Consider the following 15,968-nt stretch of genomic DNA (forward strand, 5'->3'; position numbering starts at 1 on the left):
TTACCGCTATCCCGTCGCCTCAGAAACCATCCCGAGTGTACCGCGGCACTGCCTCGGAAAGCACTATGCTGAGCGAAGGGAATAGCGGTCAAAAGGAGCTCGGCCCCCTTAGCCTTAAGCCCCCGACATAGCGCGGTCGATTCTATAACTTTGTCTTCGTATTTTTTTATTTCGCTTTTACCCTCGTTTAAGGTTGATTTAAGCTTTCTAGTCCAAAATAGGTATCAAGCGAGGCACAAGAGTGCAAGTAAGGAAGGAAGCCTTAAACAAGGAGGAAGTTACAATGAGCGACCAAAATAAGTCTAATGAATATCATTATTTTTCATATGGGAAGCTGCCGAGCGAGCCGGAACAGGAGCGTAAGCACGAGGAAGAGGCGGCCGCCGAAGCGGAGGCGGACATTGCTTCGCCGACGAAAGAGTTCGGGGGATATCCGTATACGTTCCAGACATCGCAATCGCAGCTGCAAGCACCGCCGCCGCAGCAGCCTCAAGCTCAAGCGAGAACGAGCATGCCGTTCATCCCCGAGGCTCCGCGGAAATCGTCTTTCAAAAGCGTATTCGCATCGTTCCTTGCCGGAGCCGTGGTTGTCGGCAGCTTGATGTTCGCGAGCGACCATTATAATTTGTTCTCCGGCGGCGACGTGCTTGCCAGCGGCTCGGCGGCGGGCTCTGCGGGAACCGCGGAAACGGCCGCGAGCGGCGGAAACGGCGGAAGCGGCATTTCAACGGCTGCACTCGATATCCAAAGACCGACCTCGATTGCGGACATGGTTAAGAAAACATCGCCCGCGGTCGTAAAGATCGAGACGTTCGCAACCCAGACGCAGCGGAGCGCAAGGTCGTTGTCCCCGTTCTTCGACGACCCGTTCTTCAGTCAATTTTTCGGGGATCCGGGCAGCGGGCAGGACAACAATTCGGGGGGCGGCCAGCCGACGACCAAGCGTGTCCAAACGGGTGCGGGCTCCGGATTTTTCTTCGATAAAGAGGGCTATATCCTGACGAACGAGCATGTCGTCGACGGCGCGGAGGAAGTCCAAGTCGTTGTCGAAGGCGAGAAGGAGCCGTACAAAGCGAAGGTGCTCGGCACGGCTTACGATCTCGACCTTGCCGTGCTCAAGATCGAAGGCAAACACGATTTTCCGACGCTGCCGCTTGGAAGCTCAGACAACATTCAAGTCGGCGACTGGGTCGTGGCGATCGGCAATCCGTACGAATTCGAGCATACGGTCACTGTCGGCGTGTTGTCGGCGAAGGAACGCCAAATCAGCATCCCCGACTCTCAAGGGACGCGTAAATACCAGGCGCTTCTGCAAACCGACGCATCGATCAACCCGGGCAACTCGGGCGGTCCGCTGCTGAACCTGAACGGCGAAGTCATCGGCATTAACACGGCGGTGAACGCGGAAGCGCAAGGCATCGGCTTTGCGATTCCGACAAGCACGATCAACGATGTGCTTAAAGCGCTCAAAGAAAACAAACAAATTCCGCGTCCATTCATCGGCATCAGCATGTCCGACGTACCTGAAAAATATTTGGACGATTTAGGTCTAAAAGACAGCAAAGGTGCGTTCATTCAAGACGTTCTGTTCGGGTCTCCTGCTTACAAAGGCGGCCTGCAAAAGTATGATGTCATCCGTCAATTGGACGGTGCCGAAGTGAAAGATTCGAGTCAGTTCTCCGACTTGATCGCCAAGAAAAAGCCGGGCGAAAAAATTTCGCTCGTCATCGTCCGCAACGGCAAAGAGATGACGGTGAACGTAACCGTCGGCGACAAAAACGATCAGCCGCAGCAATAAGAAAAAAAAACCGCTCAGCGGGGCCGCAGGGTCCCGCTTTTTTTGCCGACGCCCCCCTGTGGGAGTTACAATATGGAAAAGGCGGCATACAGGGCAGGAGTCAGGAGGGAAGCAGCATGCGCGAAATGATATTGGTGATCGACGACGATGAGAAGATTACTTCGATGCTTCGCCGAGGCCTTGCGTTCGAAGGGTATCGGGTCGTTACGGCCCGTAACGGCCAAGAAGGGCTGCAGGCTGCCGCGGAGCACGATCCGGATTTGATCATTTTGGATATTATGATGCCGGTGCTCGACGGCTGGGAGGTTTGCCGCAGGCTGCGGGAAGGCGGGCTGAAGATGCCCGTGCTCATGCTGACGGCGAAGGACGAAGTCGGCGACCGCGTGCGCGGGCTCGATGCCGGCGCGGACGATTATCTCGTGAAGCCGTTCGCTCTGGAGGAGCTGCTCGCACGGGTCAGGGCGCTGCTGCGCCGCAGCGTCAGAGACGATTCGGACGGCGCGTCCGCGAAAAACCGTCTGCAATTCGAGGATTTGGCGCTCGATCTCGATACGCGGGAGGCGTTCAGGGGCGAGCGGGCGATGGAGCTGACGGTAAAGGAATTCGATTTGCTGCACATGTTTATGTCCAATCCTCGCAGGGTGCTTTCCAGGGACATTTTGATGGACAAAATATGGGGGATCGACTACAGCGGCGAATCGAACGTGCTCGAGGTTTATGTCGCGATGCTGCGTCAGAAGCTGGAAGAGGGCGGCGAGCCGCGGCTCATTCAGACGGTTCGCGGGGCGGGCTACGTGCTGAAGGGTGATCGGGGATGACCATCCGTTTAAGACTTACGCTATGGTATTCCGCCGTCCTGGCCGTTACCGTCGTCGGTCTTTGCATCGCCATTTATTTATTCGTGTCCTACGTGCTGTACTCCAGCGAAAAGAACGACATGCGCGCTCTGGCGCAGAAGGTATACAACGAAATGGGAGTTCGGTACGGTTGGGACTTTTTTGAAGGGCCGCAATACGTGCTGGAGCTCCCTGAATTGAACGAATTCGGGTATTCGGGGTATTTCCTGCAAATTGTGGACAGAGATGGGAACATTCGCAGAAAAAATATTCGCGGGAATTTGCCTGTGCCCGAGGAAATAACCAAAGGCGGCGAATTGAAACAGGCGGTATTCCGGGAAAGCTACGTAAAGCCGTACAGCCTTCTCACTTATAGCAAACCGATTCTTTTCCAGAATCAATTTGTCGGCGTACTGCAGGTCGCGACTACGATCAACGATTTAGAGAAGACGCTCGCGAATATTCGGACCGTGCTGACGCTGGCAAGCCTCGCTTCCGTCGTTGTCGCGGCGACGCTCGGGTGGCTGCTCGCCCGCAAGGCGCTTCGCCCGATCGAGCAGGTAATCGGCCAGACCGACAAGATCGAGGCGGGCCCGGATTTGGACAACAGGATCACCTACGCGGGCCCGATGGACGAAATCGGCATGCTGACGGTGAAAATCAACGGCATGCTGGGGCGCATCCAGTCCGCCTACGGCGAGCTGGAGGAAGCGGTATCGGCGCAGAAACGGTTCGTTTCCGACGCTTCGCACGAGCTCCGCACGCCGCTGACCACGATAAGAGGGAACGTAGAGCTGCTTCAAAAAATGTGGACGACGCTGCACCAAGAAAAAACTTCGCCCGTGACCGGCATTTCCGACGATCAATACGAGATTGTGCTGGAAGCGCTGCGGGACATCGCCGGCGAGGCCGAGCGCATGAGCCGTCTGGTGAACGATCTTCTTATGCTGGCGCGCGCGGATGCGGGGAACAAAATGCGGATGGAGCCGGTGGAGCTGCTTCCGCTCGTGGAGGATGTGGCGCGGAAGGCGCAGCATTTGCCCAGAAGCGCGGAATGGATGACGGGCGACCTGTCTCCGCTTGCCGGCGTGCGGGTAATGGGCGATCCCGATTATTTGCGGCAGCTGCTGTTCATTTTCATAGAGAATGCATTTAAATATACGCCGAGCGGGGAGGTTGAGCTGAGCGCTTTGCCGTCTCCGGCACCGGACAGAGTAGGTATCCGGATTCGCGATACCGGCATCGGCATGGACAAAGAGGATGTGCCCCGCATCTTCGACCGGTTTTACCGCGCAGACCCGTCGCGGGGCGTCACAAGCGGCACGGGGCTCGGACTGTCCATTGCCCGCTGGATCATCGATCAGCATAGCGGTTCCGTCGAAGTATTGACACGAAAAGAGGAAGGCACATCGTTCATCATTTGGCTTCCGGTGGTATAATGGTGATGCGTGTACTGTTTTTTCGGCAACTGAAGAAAGGAAGGGAACGAACGATGGAAGTCGTGAAAATATCTCCCCGAGGGTATTGCTACGGCGTGGTGGATGCGATGGTGCTGGCGCTGCAGACGGCGCGAAACCTCGATTTGCCGCGGCCGATATATATTTTGGGCATGATCGTCCACAATGCGCATGTGACGGAGGCGTTCGAGAAGGAAGGCGTCATTACGCTCGACGGGCCGAACCGGCTGGAAATATTGGAGCAGGTGGACAAGGGTACGGTCATATTTACCGCGCACGGCGTCTCGGAGGAGGTGCGCAGCCGGGCCGCGGAGAAAGGGCTCACGATCGTGGACGCGACATGCCCGGATGTGACGAAGACGCACGATCTGATCCGGAGGAAGACGGCGGAAGGCTACGAAGTGATCTATATCGGCAAGAAAAACCATCCCGAACCGGAAGGTGCGATGGGCGTTGCGCCGGGTAAGGTTCATTTGATCGAGCGCGAGGAGGATATCGAGAGCCTCGCCGTGCCGCAGGATTGCCGGGTGCTCGTAACAAACCAGACGACGATGAGCCAGTGGGATATTCGCCATATTATGAAGCGCGTCGTCGACAAGTATCCTCATGCAGAGATTCACAACGAGATTTGCCTGGCGACCCAGGTACGGCAGGAGGCGGTAGCCGAGCAGGCGTCGCAGGCCGATTTGGTCGTTGTGGTCGGCGATCCGCGAAGCAACAACTCCAACCGTCTCGCTCAAGTGTCGGAAGAGATCGCGGGCGTGAAGGCGTACCGCGTGGCCGATGTAACGGAAATTCAAACAGAATGGCTGCTTCCGCTCCGCAAGGTGGCCGTTACCTCCGGAGCGTCGACGCCTACGCCGATTACGAAGGAAGTCATCGCGTATTTGGAAGCGTTCGATCCGAACGACCGGTCCACCTGGGAAATTCGCCGGACGGTAAATCCGAATAAGCTGCTGCCGATGGTGAAGGAAAGATAATTGAACTGTTGTACCCTTTGCGAGATCCCTTGCGTATATTTTGCGTAAGGGATTTTCGGCATGATTGCGCTCGCTCGAACATTTTTTCCTTGACGGGTTCTCGTTTCATCGCTTATAGTTACTTTAGTGCTTAAAAGCGTATAAGCGTCGAAGTGTCGAAGTGTCGAAGTATAAAAGTGTCTAAAAAGGAATCAGCAACGGGGAGTGGAGAGCATGATCGCGATTTTGTCCAACAAAGCAGGGGATGAGCGAATTCAAGAAATCGTGCAGCATATCGAGAAGCGGGGGCTGCAGGCGCACGTGTCCAAGGGGACGGACCGTACGGTCGTCGGAATTATCGGGAAATTCGAGCCTACGCTCGCGGAGCAATTGCGCCAGATGAAGGGCGTAGAGAACGTTATTAGAATATCGAAGTCGTATAAGCTTGCGAGCCGCGATTTTCATCCGGATAATACGGTTATTGAAATTAAAGGCGTAAAGATCGGCGGAGACGAGCTTGTCATTATGGGCGGTCCGTGCGCGGTCGAATCGCGGGAGCAAATTATGGAGATCGCCGCGCGCGTGAAAGCGGCCGGAGCGCAAGTGCTTCGCGGCGGCGCGTTCAAGCCCCGTACCGGTCCATACAGCTTCCAAGGCGTCGGGGTGGAAGGACTCGAGTGGATGGCCGAAGCGGGAGAAAAGTACGGCCTGCTTACGATTACGGAAGTTATGACTCCGGAGTATGCGGACGTATGCGCGCAATACGCGGATATTCTCCAGGTCGGCACGCGCAACATGCAGAACTTCGATCTGCTGCGCAAGCTCGGCACGCTGGATAAGGCTGTCCTGCTAAAGCGCGGCTTCAGCGCCACTTACGATGAGTGGCTGAACGCGGCGGAGTATATTTTGGCCGGCGGCAATCCGAACGTCATGCTTTGCGAGCGCGGCATCCGCACCTTCGAATCGTACACGCGCAACACGCTGGATTTGACGGCGATCCCGGTCATGCATCAATTGAGCCACTTGCCGGTCATCTCCGACCCGAGCCACGGCACGGGACGCCGCGAGCTGGTGGAAACGATGTCCAAGGCTTCCGTAGCAGCCGGCGCGGACGGTTTGATTGTCGAGATGCATACGGATCCGGACAATTCCATGACGGGAGACGGTGTTCAATCGTTGTTCCCGGATCAGTTCGACAACCTGCTGCGGGACTTGGAGAAGATGGCGCCGCTCGTCGGACGCACGTTCTCGACTCCGAAGCAGCCGGTATACGCTCAGAAGTAAATTGAAAGATAGTGTGGCCTGTCGTGCCTGGCGCGGCAGGCTTTTATGTGTTGACACGGCACGGGGCGTAACCTTAGTACCAAACTTTGGTGCTAACTCAGTCGAGCGGCGGGGAAGTGGCAGGGTTAGTACCAACTTTTGGTGCTAACGCCGGAGCGTCACCGTTATCCGGTTTACGCCGCCGAAGTTAACGGAACGAAATGTCCGCTAAAAACCGCCTAACCCCTAAAAGCTGCGAATTAACGGAACAAGTTGTCCGCTAATCGCCCGAAAACCGCCAATGACCGGCGATTCAAGCGAATTAACGGACATTCGGGTCCGCTAATGAGCCCTTTTAGCCGGTTTCGACAAAATTAGCGGACATCCGGTTCCGTTAGCGCCAAAGCGATTCGCGTCAGTTCCCGAAGCAGTGGTAACCGACGTACCGGCAGCACCGGCGATACCGGTAGTACCTGAGATATCGGCAGTTCCGGGGATACCGGCAGCGTCGGCAGTATCGGAAACGCCGAAAGCATCGACAGTACTGATGGCGTCCGCATGGACAAAAGAGATCAGAGTTTTTGGTGATAAGTCGCCCATTCTTCATACATTCATTTCCTCCCCGGTTTACAATTACCAAACCCCACCACACCGTGTCACAATACCTAACACGAAATTTAAAAATACCTTACATAAGTGTTGACGAATCGAAAAGGACGCGTATATAATAAACCACAAGGATAATTAATTTACTGAACGATTCGTACCAATATAAAAAGGAACGTTCGGATTTGGGGAGGGTATAAGCATGTCTGTGCAAAATTTGCTAAACCTTATCAAGGAAAAAAATATCGAGTGGATCGATTTCCGGTTCATCGGGTTGTCCGGAAGACAGCAGCACATCTCATTGCCTGCAGTAGAAGTTGACGCGGAAACTTTCGTTAACGGCGTTGCGTTCGACGGTTCCTCGATCCCTGGCTTCCGCGGCATTGAAAACTCCGATATGGTTATGATCCCGGTGCCTGAGACAGCTTACATCGATCCGTTTACCGCTCATCCGACGTTGATCGTAATGTGCGATATCTTTACACCGGATGGGGAGCGTTACGACCGCGATCCGCGCGGCATCGCTCAGAAAGCCGAAGAGTATTTGCAATCCACCGGTATCGGTACGGCCGCTTATTTCGGTCCTGAATCGGAGTTCTTTATCTTTGACGACGTTCGCTTTGAATCCGGCATGAATAAATCTTACTTCGAAGTAGATTCGGTAGAAGCCGCATGGAATAGCGGCCGCAAGGAAGACGGCGGCAACCTTGGCTTCAAGGTGCCTGTCAAGGGCGGCTATGTTCCGGTACAACCGGTCGATACCCAGCAAGATATCCGCAGCGAAATGTGCAATTTGCTGATGGAAGCGGGCCTTCGCATCGACCGTCATCACCACGAAGTGGCAACGGCGGGCCAAGGCGAAATCAACTTCCGTTTCGATACGCTTACGAAAACGGCAGACAACCTGATGAAATACAAATACATCGTTCATAACACGGCTCGTAAATACGGAAAGACGGCAACGTTCATGCCGAAGCCGCTCTTCGGAGACAACGGCAGCGGAATGCACGTGCACCAATCGATCTTCGACGGCGACACTCCGCTGTTCTGGGAAAAAGGCGCATACGCAAACATGAGCGAGCTTGCAATGTACTACATCGGCGGCATTCTGCACCACGCTCCGGCGCTGATCGCCTTTACGAACCCGAGCACGAACTCGTTCAAGCGTTTGGTTCCGGGCTATGAAGCTCCGGTTAACCTCGCCTTCTCCAAGGGCAACCGTTCCGCGGCGGTTCGGATCCCGGTCGCAGCGGTAACGCCTAAAGGCGCGCGCATCGAGTTCCGTACGCCGGACTCCACTGCGAATCCGTATCTTGCATTCGCGGCTATGCTGATGGCGGGTTTGGACGGCATCAAGAACAAGATCGATCCCCGCAAGCTCGGCTACGGTCCGATGGACAAGAACATCTACGAGCTGTCCGACGAGGAGAAGAAAGATATCCGCAGCGTACCGGGCTCCATGGAAGAGTCGCTCGACGCACTCGAAGCGGACTACGAATTCCTTACCCAAGGCAGCGTATTTACGAAGGAATTCATCGAAAACTACGTGGAAATGAAGCGCGCCGAAGCGAAATCGGTAAACATCCGCATTCATCCGTACGAGTACAACCTGTACTACGACTTGTAAAACGCAATCTTAAAAAGACCGTCCGGGACTGTTCCCGGACGGTTATTCTTCTTTAAAAGCCGATTATTCGAAAGCTATAACGGCAACAATCTTGAAAAGGGGGAAGGAGGGCGTTACAGTGGTAATAAGGCAAGATAAGCAAAGGGGTAAAAAGATGTCTTCAGACTTTCGTATAACCGGACCTAACGCTTCGACGCCGGAATGCAACGACCAGGTGCTGTACATCTGCTCGGACTCCGTCGGCGAAACGGCCGAGGCGGTTGCCCGCGCTACGATCCGCCAATTCGAAGGGAAATCGATACGTATTAAACGGATCGGACACGTGAAGCAGGTGTCGGAGGTTCGCAAAGTCGTCAATGAAGCGAAGGAGCACGGGAGCTTTATCGCCTATACGCTGGTCCAGCCGAAGCTAAGAGAAGCGATGAAGGATGAAGCCGCAAGGCTCGGTGTAAAGGCGGTCGACATTATGGGCCCCATGCTTCAGGCGTTCACCGATACGTTCCATGACGCGCCGAAGCGCAAGCCGGGTCTGCTCCACGAAATGGACGACGATTATTTTCGCCGGGTGGAAGCGGTGGAGTTTTCCGTCAGGTATGACGACGGCCGCGACCCGTCAGGCTTGCTGCAAGCTCAAGTCGTGCTGATCGGCGTCTCGCGAACGTCCAAAACGCCGCTAAGCATGTTTTTGGCGCATAAAGGCTACAAAGTCGCCAATTGGCCGCTCATTCCGGAGGTCGGGCTGCCGACCGAGTTCGAGAAGCTCGAGACAAGCCGCATCTTCGGACTTGTTATGAATGCGGAGGCGATTCATAAAATCCGCACCGAGCGGCTGAAGGCGGTAGGATTGCCGCCGGGGGCGAAATATGCGACCATGGAGCGAATCGAGCAGGAGCTGAAATACGGACAAGAAATAATGAAGAAGCTTCGATGCCGGGTGATCGACGTTTCCGATAAAGCGATCGAAGAGACGGCGGGCATCATTATGGGATATTTCTCTTGAAAGCCGTGGAAACTCGCTGTATCATTACGGGTAATATTCAGATAAATAGGAGTGTGGAGAGTGTGGCGAAACGAGCGTACAACTTTAACGCCGGACCGGCGGCGCTTCCGATTGAAGTGCTGCAAACCGCGGCGGAGGAAATGACGGATTACAAAGGTACGGGCATGTCCGTTATGGAAATGTCACACCGGAGCAAGCAGTTTGAAGACTTGAACAACGAGACGCAAAGCTTGTTCAAGGAGCTGCTCGGTTTGCCCGACGGCTATAAGGTTTTGTTCCTTCAAGGCGGCGCGAGCACGCAGTTTGCCATGATCCCGATGAACCTGCTCGGAGCGGGCAAATCGGCGGGTTACGTGCTGACGGGGGCGTGGGCGACGAAAGCTTACAAGGAAGCTCAGCTGTTCGGCGATACGTTCGCGGCCGGCTCGTCGAAAGAGTCGGGATACCGGAGGGTGCCGGATATTTCGGGATTCGCGACGCCGGACAATGCGGCGTATTTGCACGTCACTTCGAATGAAACGATCGAAGGCGTCCAGTTCCAGCGGTTCCCCGAAACGGGCAATGTGCCGCTGATCGCCGACATGTCCAGCGATATATTGAGCCGTCCGGTCGACGCGTCGAAATTCGCTCTCATATACGCCGGCGCCCAAAAAAATCTCGGACCTTCCGGCGTGACCGTCGTGATCGCCAGGGAAGAACTCGTATCCGAGTCGCCGAAGCACCTGGCGACCATGCTTCGCTATGACACTCATGCGCAAAGCAACTCTTTGTACAATACGCCGCCTTCCTTTTCGGTTTATATCATGAATTTGGTGCTGCGCTGGATTCGCGATAACGGCGGACTCGCCGCGATGGAGCGCAAAAATATCGAAAAGACGGATTTAATCTATAAAGCGATCGATGACAGCGCGGGTTTATATGTAGGACATGCCGACAAGCCATTCCGCTCCCGAATGAACATTACGTTCCGCCTGAACGACGAAGCGTTGGAGAAGACGTTCCTGAAGGAAGCGGAGGCGGCAGGATTTGTCGGTCTGAAAGGACACCGCAGCGTCGGCGGCTGCAGAGCGTCCACCTACAACGCAGTACCTTACGAATCATGCAAAGCGCTCGCCGAGTTCATGACGGATTTCCGCCTGCGCCATATGTAAAAGAGGTGTTCCTAAGAGAATGGCATTTCATATTATGCTTGTCGAACCTGAAATACCCGCCAATACGGGCAACATATCCAGAACGTGCGCCGGAACCGATACGCATCTTCATCTGGTGAAGCCGCTCGGCTTCTCGATCGAGGACCGCGAGCTGAAGCGGGCGGGGCTGGACTACTGGCCGTCCGTAAAGCTTCATGTGCACGACTCCTTCGATGAAGCGGTTGCCGAGTGCGAAGGCGGACGGTTTTTCCTGGCTACGACGAAAGCTAAGAAGTCGTATGCCGATTTCGAATATCGGGACGGGGACGTGTTTGTGTTCGGCAAAGAGACGGCCGGCTTATCGCAGTCGATTTTGAGCCGATACCCGGACACGCTGATCCGGATTCCGATCAACGACAACATTCGTTCGTTAAACTTGTCCAATTCGGTTGCCATCGTGTTGTTCGAAGCGCTTCGGCAAACGTCGTTTCCCGGGTTAAGGTAACTATCTAGAATCAAGAGCCGCGATGTATGCGTGATGCATGCATTGCGGCTTTTTTTAACGATGCGCCAACGGATAACTAACTCACGCCACAGACGCTAAACTCCGACTTTTGGCGCTGATGCGTACTTTTTCTAGGCAATAACTGCATCGTTGTCCGTTAGAAAGCTCCGGCTTTTCCGTAACGGGAACCAAGGGCGATTGTCCATTACGAAAAAAGTGAGTCATACATATAGCTGTAACATCAATGCTAAGGAGGCGTTACAGCCTATGAAAAATATTCCGGTCAAAGGCTTCGTCGTGCATTCGGACAACGGAGACGGAGAGCATTCGCACCGGTTATACATTACTTCCTGGAACGGAAGGCAGGTGCATGTGCATCCTTTCGCCGGTACGACTTCGTTCGACGACGGACATGTGCATCAATACGCGGGAACGACGGAGCCTGCACCTACAGGCGTACAGCACACTCACGGCTATTATGTGGAAACGAGCTTCAATCACGGGCACACTCACGTCATCCGGGGCGTAACCGGGCCGTCGGTGCCGCTTGCGGGAGGCGGCCATATTCATTACTTCGAAGGGGTTACAACCGTTAACGGCCGTACGCCCCACACGCATCATTACCGGGGGCATACCGGGAACGAAAGCGGACGATGAGCGAAAATAGGGGGTGCGGCGGAGCTGACGGATAAAATCGCTGCCCCCTATTTTATGGATCCAGCATAAACCAGCATATGGTAAAATTGGAGTACATTCACGCGGCCGGGGGTGATCGTTTTGTCCAACATTCTCTATGTATTATGGGCGGTACTATTGGGCGTCGTTTCTTTTTTTACCGGGGAAGTCGTTACGTATGTAATGTTAGGTTTTATATTGCTGGCATTGAACAATATTCACAAAGTAATGAAAGAGATTTCGCGGAAAATGGAACGAAAAGACGGAAGCTGAGGTGATCTATTGTTCGTGCGCATTAGGGAGAAAATGATATATATCAAAAACGCTTTGATGATCGTAATCCCGGTTTTATTCATCCTGATGCTTTGGTGGTTTCAGCCTGCCAAATCTTTGTATGATCGAATCGAAAGTGCGTTGCGTTTAGCAAATCCCCATTATCAACAATTGCTGCACGTTCATGTCGATCGGCAATGGTCCATAGCGTTCTTCAAGACGGAAAGAGGAGAACTGGGGGCAGGCCTGCTGGAAGAGAGATACGGCCGATTCAAAGTCGCCGATTTACTCGGGAGACATCCGATACATACGGGAAAAGCCTTGGACTGGTATGGGATTGAGCACAGCGAGCGTAATATTCATTTGCTGTTTGGGATCGTTCAAGATCCGAACGTATCGCAAATTATTTTGATCAGCGAGAGGAATAAAGCGGCGCGCATCATTTCCGAAGGAAACCTTACGATTTGGTATTCGTTGATGGAGGACGGCTTGAACCTGCCGGTTACGATCCGCGCAACGAATCGGAACGGAGACGTTATATATGAAACGGGAGATGCGGAATATTGGGGCCAATAAAGAAGGCATGTCGTCAATGATCTCTCGGTTTGCCGCAGGAAGTATATAAGAGGAAAAGGATATTATATATAAACTATCGAAATGGTTAGGAAATGTTGAAACTACCGTAATTCAAGGAGGTTGGTTAACTATGGCGACTGCGTTTCCGGCGATATCCGAGGAGCTGCGTGTACAGCGGCTCGCTCACCCCGGCCGCAAAATCCGGATGGTGCTCGACACCGACACGTTCAATGAAATCGACGACCAATTCGCCGTCGTCTATGCGCTGAAATCTCCGGAGGCGATGGAGGTCGAAGCGTTGTACGCGGCTCCGTTCTTCAACGAGCTGTCGAGCGGACCGGCGGACGGAATGGAGAAGAGCTATCAGGAAATATTGAAAATCCGAAGCATTCTCGGACGGGAAGACATTCCGGCGTACCGCGGCTCCGCCGCTTACTTGCCGGGCGCGGACCGGCCGGTCGAGAGCGAAGCGGCCCGCGATTTAGTGAGCCGCGCCATGGCGAGCGATCCGTCGGATCCGCTGTATGTCGTGGCGATCGGAGCGATCACCAACGTCGCATCGGCGCTGCTGCTCGAACCGCGGATTGCGGAGCGCATCGTTGTCGTCTGGCTTGGCGGCAACGCCATGCACTGGCCGGACACGCGCGAGTTTAATTTGCAGCAGGATATTCACGCGTCCCGTCTCGTGCTCGATTGCGGCGTGCCGCTGGTCATCGTGACGTGCATGGGGGTCGCCACGCATTTGACCACGACGCTGTCGGAGCTGGCCGAGCATGTGAAAGGGAAAAGCCCGATCGGCGATTACTTATACGAAACTTACAAGGGGTGCGCTTCCGACCACTATGCCTATTCCCGGGTCATCTGGGATATTTCCGTAATCGCGTGGCTGAACAATCCGGCTTGGTGCCCGAGCTCGCTGGTGCACAGTCCGCATTTGTCGGACGATCTGCGGTGGAGCTTCAACCCGCACAGGCACTTCATCCGCTGCGTGCAGTTTATTCAGCGGGACAGCGTGTTCCGGGATTTGTTCCGGAAAGTCGCAAGCGCTCAATGACGGTGGCGGCGTACGAATGAAGCGCAAAAATCGACCGTCTTCCCGATCATTCGGGATCGTGTGACAAATTTTACTGGCTGAGAAAACTTTCCTCCTTTATAATGGTGACATATGATTATGTAGCCTGCAGGAGGGGAACTCGATTATCATGTCTTGGACGATTGTTCGAAAGATGGTTCTCGGCATATCTTGCGTTTCGGCTGTAACTTACGGCACGAGCGCCTTTTTTATTTTTGTTCTGAAGCCGTACTTGGCTCCGTCGATGCCCGACGGGATATACATAAGCGGTGTGCTGGCACTGGGCGTGTTCTGGACCGGCTTTCTCGGATGGTTGGCCGCAAGAGCGCTCGCGAATCCGCTCCGCAAACTGACCGAAGCTTTGAATACGGCCGCGCAAGGTGACCTTCGCATTGAAATTCCGGCATATTCGAGTAAAGACGAAATCGGAATGCTCACCGAATCGGTCGGGACGATGCTGCACAATTTGCGGGAAACGATTCGCGACGTATCGGAAAGTGTGGCCATGTCGTCGCGGCAAGCGTCTTCCTTGAGTACGGCGACTCAGCACGCCGCCCGAGGGGCGGAGACGATCCGCAACGTTACGGAGCAAATATCAATCGGCGCCGAGCGGCAATCCGAATCGACGCGCTCGACGCTAATTTCCGTGGAGCAGGTAGTACAGTCGGCTAATTCCGTAGAGCAGCACGCCGGACAAGCGAAGCTCTCGGCGGAACGGCTCCGGAATGCGGCGCGGGAAACCGGCGCAGCCATTCAAGCGCTGGTCACCGGCTTATCCCAAATGATCGAATCGACCAGAGGTTCGATTCAGGATATGAATCGGCTGCAGGAGGAGGCGGCCGAGATCGGAAACATTTCATTGCTTGTACAGCAAATTTCCAGCCAAACGCAGCTTCTCGCATTGAATGCGACGATTGAGGCGGCTCACGCGGGCGAGCACGGGCAAGCCTTCGGGGTTGTAGCCGCCGAGGTGCGGAAGCTGTCGGAGCAAACGTCGGAAGCTGCCGCGCATATCGACGAATTGATCGGCCGAATGCAGAGAGGCGTAGTCGATGCGGTGACGCGGATCGAGTTGGATGCTGCGGCGGCTGAAGCGGAGGCCGTCAGAGGCGAACAGGCAACGGAGGCACTCAAGGATATGGAGAGAGCGGTGGGCGAATCGGCCGCCGCAGTTGGCATTATATATGAAGGCACACAGGCGCAGGCTGCGGATGTAGAGGCTGCGCTCGGCGAGACGAAGCTCGTTGCCGAAGCGGCGGTACGGATCGGCGAAGGGGCCAGGCAGGCAGCCGATGCGGTTAAGGAGCAATTCGCTGTGATGGAGGAAATTGCGGCTTCCACGGAAGAATTAAAAGTGTACGGGGAGCGATTGCAAGGGAAGATGGGCAAATTCATTCTCGAATAAAGTCGCATATTTACTTTAAGCAGGCCGATCCCTAATCGGCTTGCTTTTTTTTCTTCCTATACGGGTCGGTTGACCATATCGGACGGATGCCGTTCTGAGTAGAATAAATGGACGTAAAGGGAGAGGAGGTAAAGCCTTGCAGCTTATTAGTCCGATCAACGCTGCCACTTGTACGCCTTATATCGGCCGGCAGGTTTGCGCCGTTCTTGTGGATGGAACGCCAGTCGTCGGAACACTCGCGGGTGTAACGCCGGATGGATTGCAGTTTAATGCGGCTTATCCTGGCGCAACCGTGCTTTCCACGCAACCCGGGAAAGCGAAGAAGCAGCTGAAAGCTCTCAATGAAAAAGCGAAAACAAAGTTCTTCGGTTTCCCTGGCTTCGGATTCGGAGCTTTCTTCCTTCCGTGGGCGCTTTTGTCGCTGCTGTTCCTTACTCCGTTCTTCTTTATTTAATGTACATGCACGGATCGAAAAAACCGGAGGTGCTCCCGAGCATCTGCCGGTTTTTTCAAGAGAAATACGACTGCATTGGAGACCGGAACTATACGCAGGCGGTTTTCTTGGCGCCATAACAAGAAAAAAAGCCGGCAGGTAAACATCGGTTTACCCGCCGGCTTATTTACTTGGCCGGCATAAGCCGGACGTTCTTAGATGAAGAACGAACGAGTAATGATGACAAGCAGGATATACAATACGAGAATAAATGCTGTGCTAGCACCGAAACCGCCGAAACCTCCGAAACCTCCTACACAGGACATGGAAACGCCCCCTCTCACCGTATTATT

At 54.5% G+C, this 15,968-nt stretch carries 15 protein-coding genes; all 15 read left to right on the forward strand.

Translation table 11 applies throughout. From position 1 onward, the window contains the following. The first annotated feature begins 283 nt into the window (after nucleotides 1-283). The 15 genes from PT964_RS11365 (at nucleotide 284) to PT964_RS11435 (ending at nucleotide 15,636) form a co-directional block, all read left to right on the forward strand. On the forward strand, nucleotides 284-1,798 hold the full coding sequence (locus PT964_RS11365; RefSeq protein WP_274363464.1) for a S1C family serine protease: 1,515 nt from the start codon (nucleotides 284-286) through the stop codon (nucleotides 1,796-1,798). Between the two features lie 116 nt (nucleotides 1,799-1,914). Then, a complete protein-coding gene (locus tag PT964_RS11370; RefSeq protein WP_274363465.1) occupies nucleotides 1,915-2,616 on the forward strand; it encodes a response regulator transcription factor in 702 nt (233 codons plus the stop codon). Continuing rightward, nucleotides 2,613-4,073: a sensor histidine kinase gene (locus tag PT964_RS11375; protein ID WP_274363466.1), complete on the forward strand. Its 1,461-nt coding sequence runs from the start codon at nucleotides 2,613-2,615 to the stop codon at nucleotides 4,071-4,073. Before PT964_RS11370 ends, PT964_RS11375 begins: the two co-directional genes overlap by 4 nt. A 53-nt stretch (nucleotides 4,074-4,126) precedes the next feature. Further along, entirely contained in the window at nucleotides 4,127-5,071 is a 945-nt protein-coding gene (locus PT964_RS11380) for a 4-hydroxy-3-methylbut-2-enyl diphosphate reductase (RefSeq protein ID WP_274363552.1), read from the forward strand. Between the two features lie 213 nt (nucleotides 5,072-5,284). After that, nucleotides 5,285-6,334 (forward strand): 3-deoxy-7-phosphoheptulonate synthase, encoded by a 1,050-nt coding sequence (aroF, locus tag PT964_RS11385; protein WP_274363467.1) that lies wholly within the window; start codon nucleotides 5,285-5,287, stop codon nucleotides 6,332-6,334. A 787-nt stretch (nucleotides 6,335-7,121) separates the two neighbouring features. Next, nucleotides 7,122-8,546 (forward strand): type I glutamate--ammonia ligase, encoded by a 1,425-nt coding sequence (gene glnA, locus PT964_RS11390; protein ID WP_274363468.1) that lies wholly within the window; start codon nucleotides 7,122-7,124, stop codon nucleotides 8,544-8,546. A 154-nt stretch (nucleotides 8,547-8,700) separates the two neighbouring features. Further along, the gene (locus tag PT964_RS11395) at nucleotides 8,701-9,546 is read left to right on the forward strand and encodes a pyruvate, water dikinase regulatory protein (protein WP_274363469.1); all 846 of its coding nucleotides are present in this window, start codon (nucleotides 8,701-8,703) and stop codon (nucleotides 9,544-9,546) included. A 62-nt stretch (nucleotides 9,547-9,608) separates the two neighbouring features. Continuing rightward, the gene (gene serC / locus PT964_RS11400) at nucleotides 9,609-10,697 is read left to right on the forward strand and encodes a 3-phosphoserine/phosphohydroxythreonine transaminase (protein WP_274363470.1); all 1,089 of its coding nucleotides are present in this window, start codon (nucleotides 9,609-9,611) and stop codon (nucleotides 10,695-10,697) included. Nucleotides 10,698-10,716: 19 nt separating this feature from the next. Beyond that, on the forward strand, nucleotides 10,717-11,181 hold the full coding sequence (locus PT964_RS11405; RefSeq protein ID WP_274363471.1) for a tRNA (cytidine(34)-2'-O)-methyltransferase: 465 nt from the start codon (nucleotides 10,717-10,719) through the stop codon (nucleotides 11,179-11,181). A 267-nt stretch (nucleotides 11,182-11,448) separates the two neighbouring features. Further along, nucleotides 11,449-11,838, forward strand: coding sequence for a YmaF family protein (locus PT964_RS11410; protein WP_274363472.1), 390 nt, complete (start codon nucleotides 11,449-11,451; stop codon nucleotides 11,836-11,838). 120 nt (nucleotides 11,839-11,958) lie between these two features. Continuing rightward, nucleotides 11,959-12,129: a hypothetical protein gene (locus PT964_RS11415; protein ID WP_274363473.1), complete on the forward strand. Its 171-nt coding sequence runs from the start codon at nucleotides 11,959-11,961 to the stop codon at nucleotides 12,127-12,129. A gap of 33 nt (nucleotides 12,130-12,162) precedes the next feature. Further along, nucleotides 12,163-12,705 carry a hypothetical protein gene (locus tag PT964_RS11420; protein WP_274363474.1) on the forward strand — a complete coding sequence of 181 codons (543 nt, stop codon included), beginning with the start codon at nucleotides 12,163-12,165 and terminating at the stop codon, nucleotides 12,703-12,705. A 130-nt stretch (nucleotides 12,706-12,835) separates the two neighbouring features. Beyond that, nucleotides 12,836-13,759: a nucleoside hydrolase gene (locus PT964_RS11425; protein WP_274363475.1), complete on the forward strand. Its 924-nt coding sequence runs from the start codon at nucleotides 12,836-12,838 to the stop codon at nucleotides 13,757-13,759. Nucleotides 13,760-13,907: 148 nt separating this feature from the next. Next, nucleotides 13,908-15,182: a methyl-accepting chemotaxis protein gene (locus tag PT964_RS11430; protein WP_274363476.1), complete on the forward strand. Its 1,275-nt coding sequence runs from the start codon at nucleotides 13,908-13,910 to the stop codon at nucleotides 15,180-15,182. 136 nt (nucleotides 15,183-15,318) lie between these two features. After that, nucleotides 15,319-15,636 carry a hypothetical protein gene (locus PT964_RS11435; RefSeq protein ID WP_274363477.1) on the forward strand — a complete coding sequence of 106 codons (318 nt, stop codon included), beginning with the start codon at nucleotides 15,319-15,321 and terminating at the stop codon, nucleotides 15,634-15,636. Nucleotides 15,637-15,968 lie beyond the last annotated feature (332 nt).

Source organism: Paenibacillus thermotolerans (assembly GCF_028745515.1).
In the GTDB taxonomy this organism is placed as follows: domain Bacteria; phylum Bacillota; class Bacilli; order Paenibacillales; family YIM-B00363; genus Paenibacillus_AE; species Paenibacillus_AE thermotolerans.

Coding starts and splice junctions, on each gene's coding strand:
- PT964_RS11365 (WP_274363464.1), top strand. CDS start 284: ATGAGCGACCAAAATAAGTCTAATGAATATCATTATTTTTCATATGGG.
- PT964_RS11370 (WP_274363465.1), top strand. CDS start 1,915: ATGCGCGAAATGATATTGGTGATCGACGACGATGAGAAGATTACTTCG.
- PT964_RS11375 (WP_274363466.1), top strand. CDS start 2,613: ATGACCATCCGTTTAAGACTTACGCTATGGTATTCCGCCGTCCTGGCC.
- PT964_RS11380 (WP_274363552.1), top strand. CDS start 4,127: ATGGAAGTCGTGAAAATATCTCCCCGAGGGTATTGCTACGGCGTGGTG.
- aroF (WP_274363467.1), top strand. CDS start 5,285: ATGATCGCGATTTTGTCCAACAAAGCAGGGGATGAGCGAATTCAAGAA.
- glnA (WP_274363468.1), top strand. CDS start 7,122: ATGTCTGTGCAAAATTTGCTAAACCTTATCAAGGAAAAAAATATCGAG.
- PT964_RS11395 (WP_274363469.1), top strand. CDS start 8,701: ATGTCTTCAGACTTTCGTATAACCGGACCTAACGCTTCGACGCCGGAA.
- PT964_RS11405 (WP_274363471.1), top strand. CDS start 10,717: ATGGCATTTCATATTATGCTTGTCGAACCTGAAATACCCGCCAATACG.
- PT964_RS11410 (WP_274363472.1), top strand. CDS start 11,449: ATGAAAAATATTCCGGTCAAAGGCTTCGTCGTGCATTCGGACAACGGA.
- PT964_RS11420 (WP_274363474.1), top strand. CDS start 12,163: ATGATATATATCAAAAACGCTTTGATGATCGTAATCCCGGTTTTATTC.
- PT964_RS11425 (WP_274363475.1), top strand. CDS start 12,836: ATGGCGACTGCGTTTCCGGCGATATCCGAGGAGCTGCGTGTACAGCGG.
- PT964_RS11430 (WP_274363476.1), top strand. CDS start 13,908: ATGTCTTGGACGATTGTTCGAAAGATGGTTCTCGGCATATCTTGCGTT.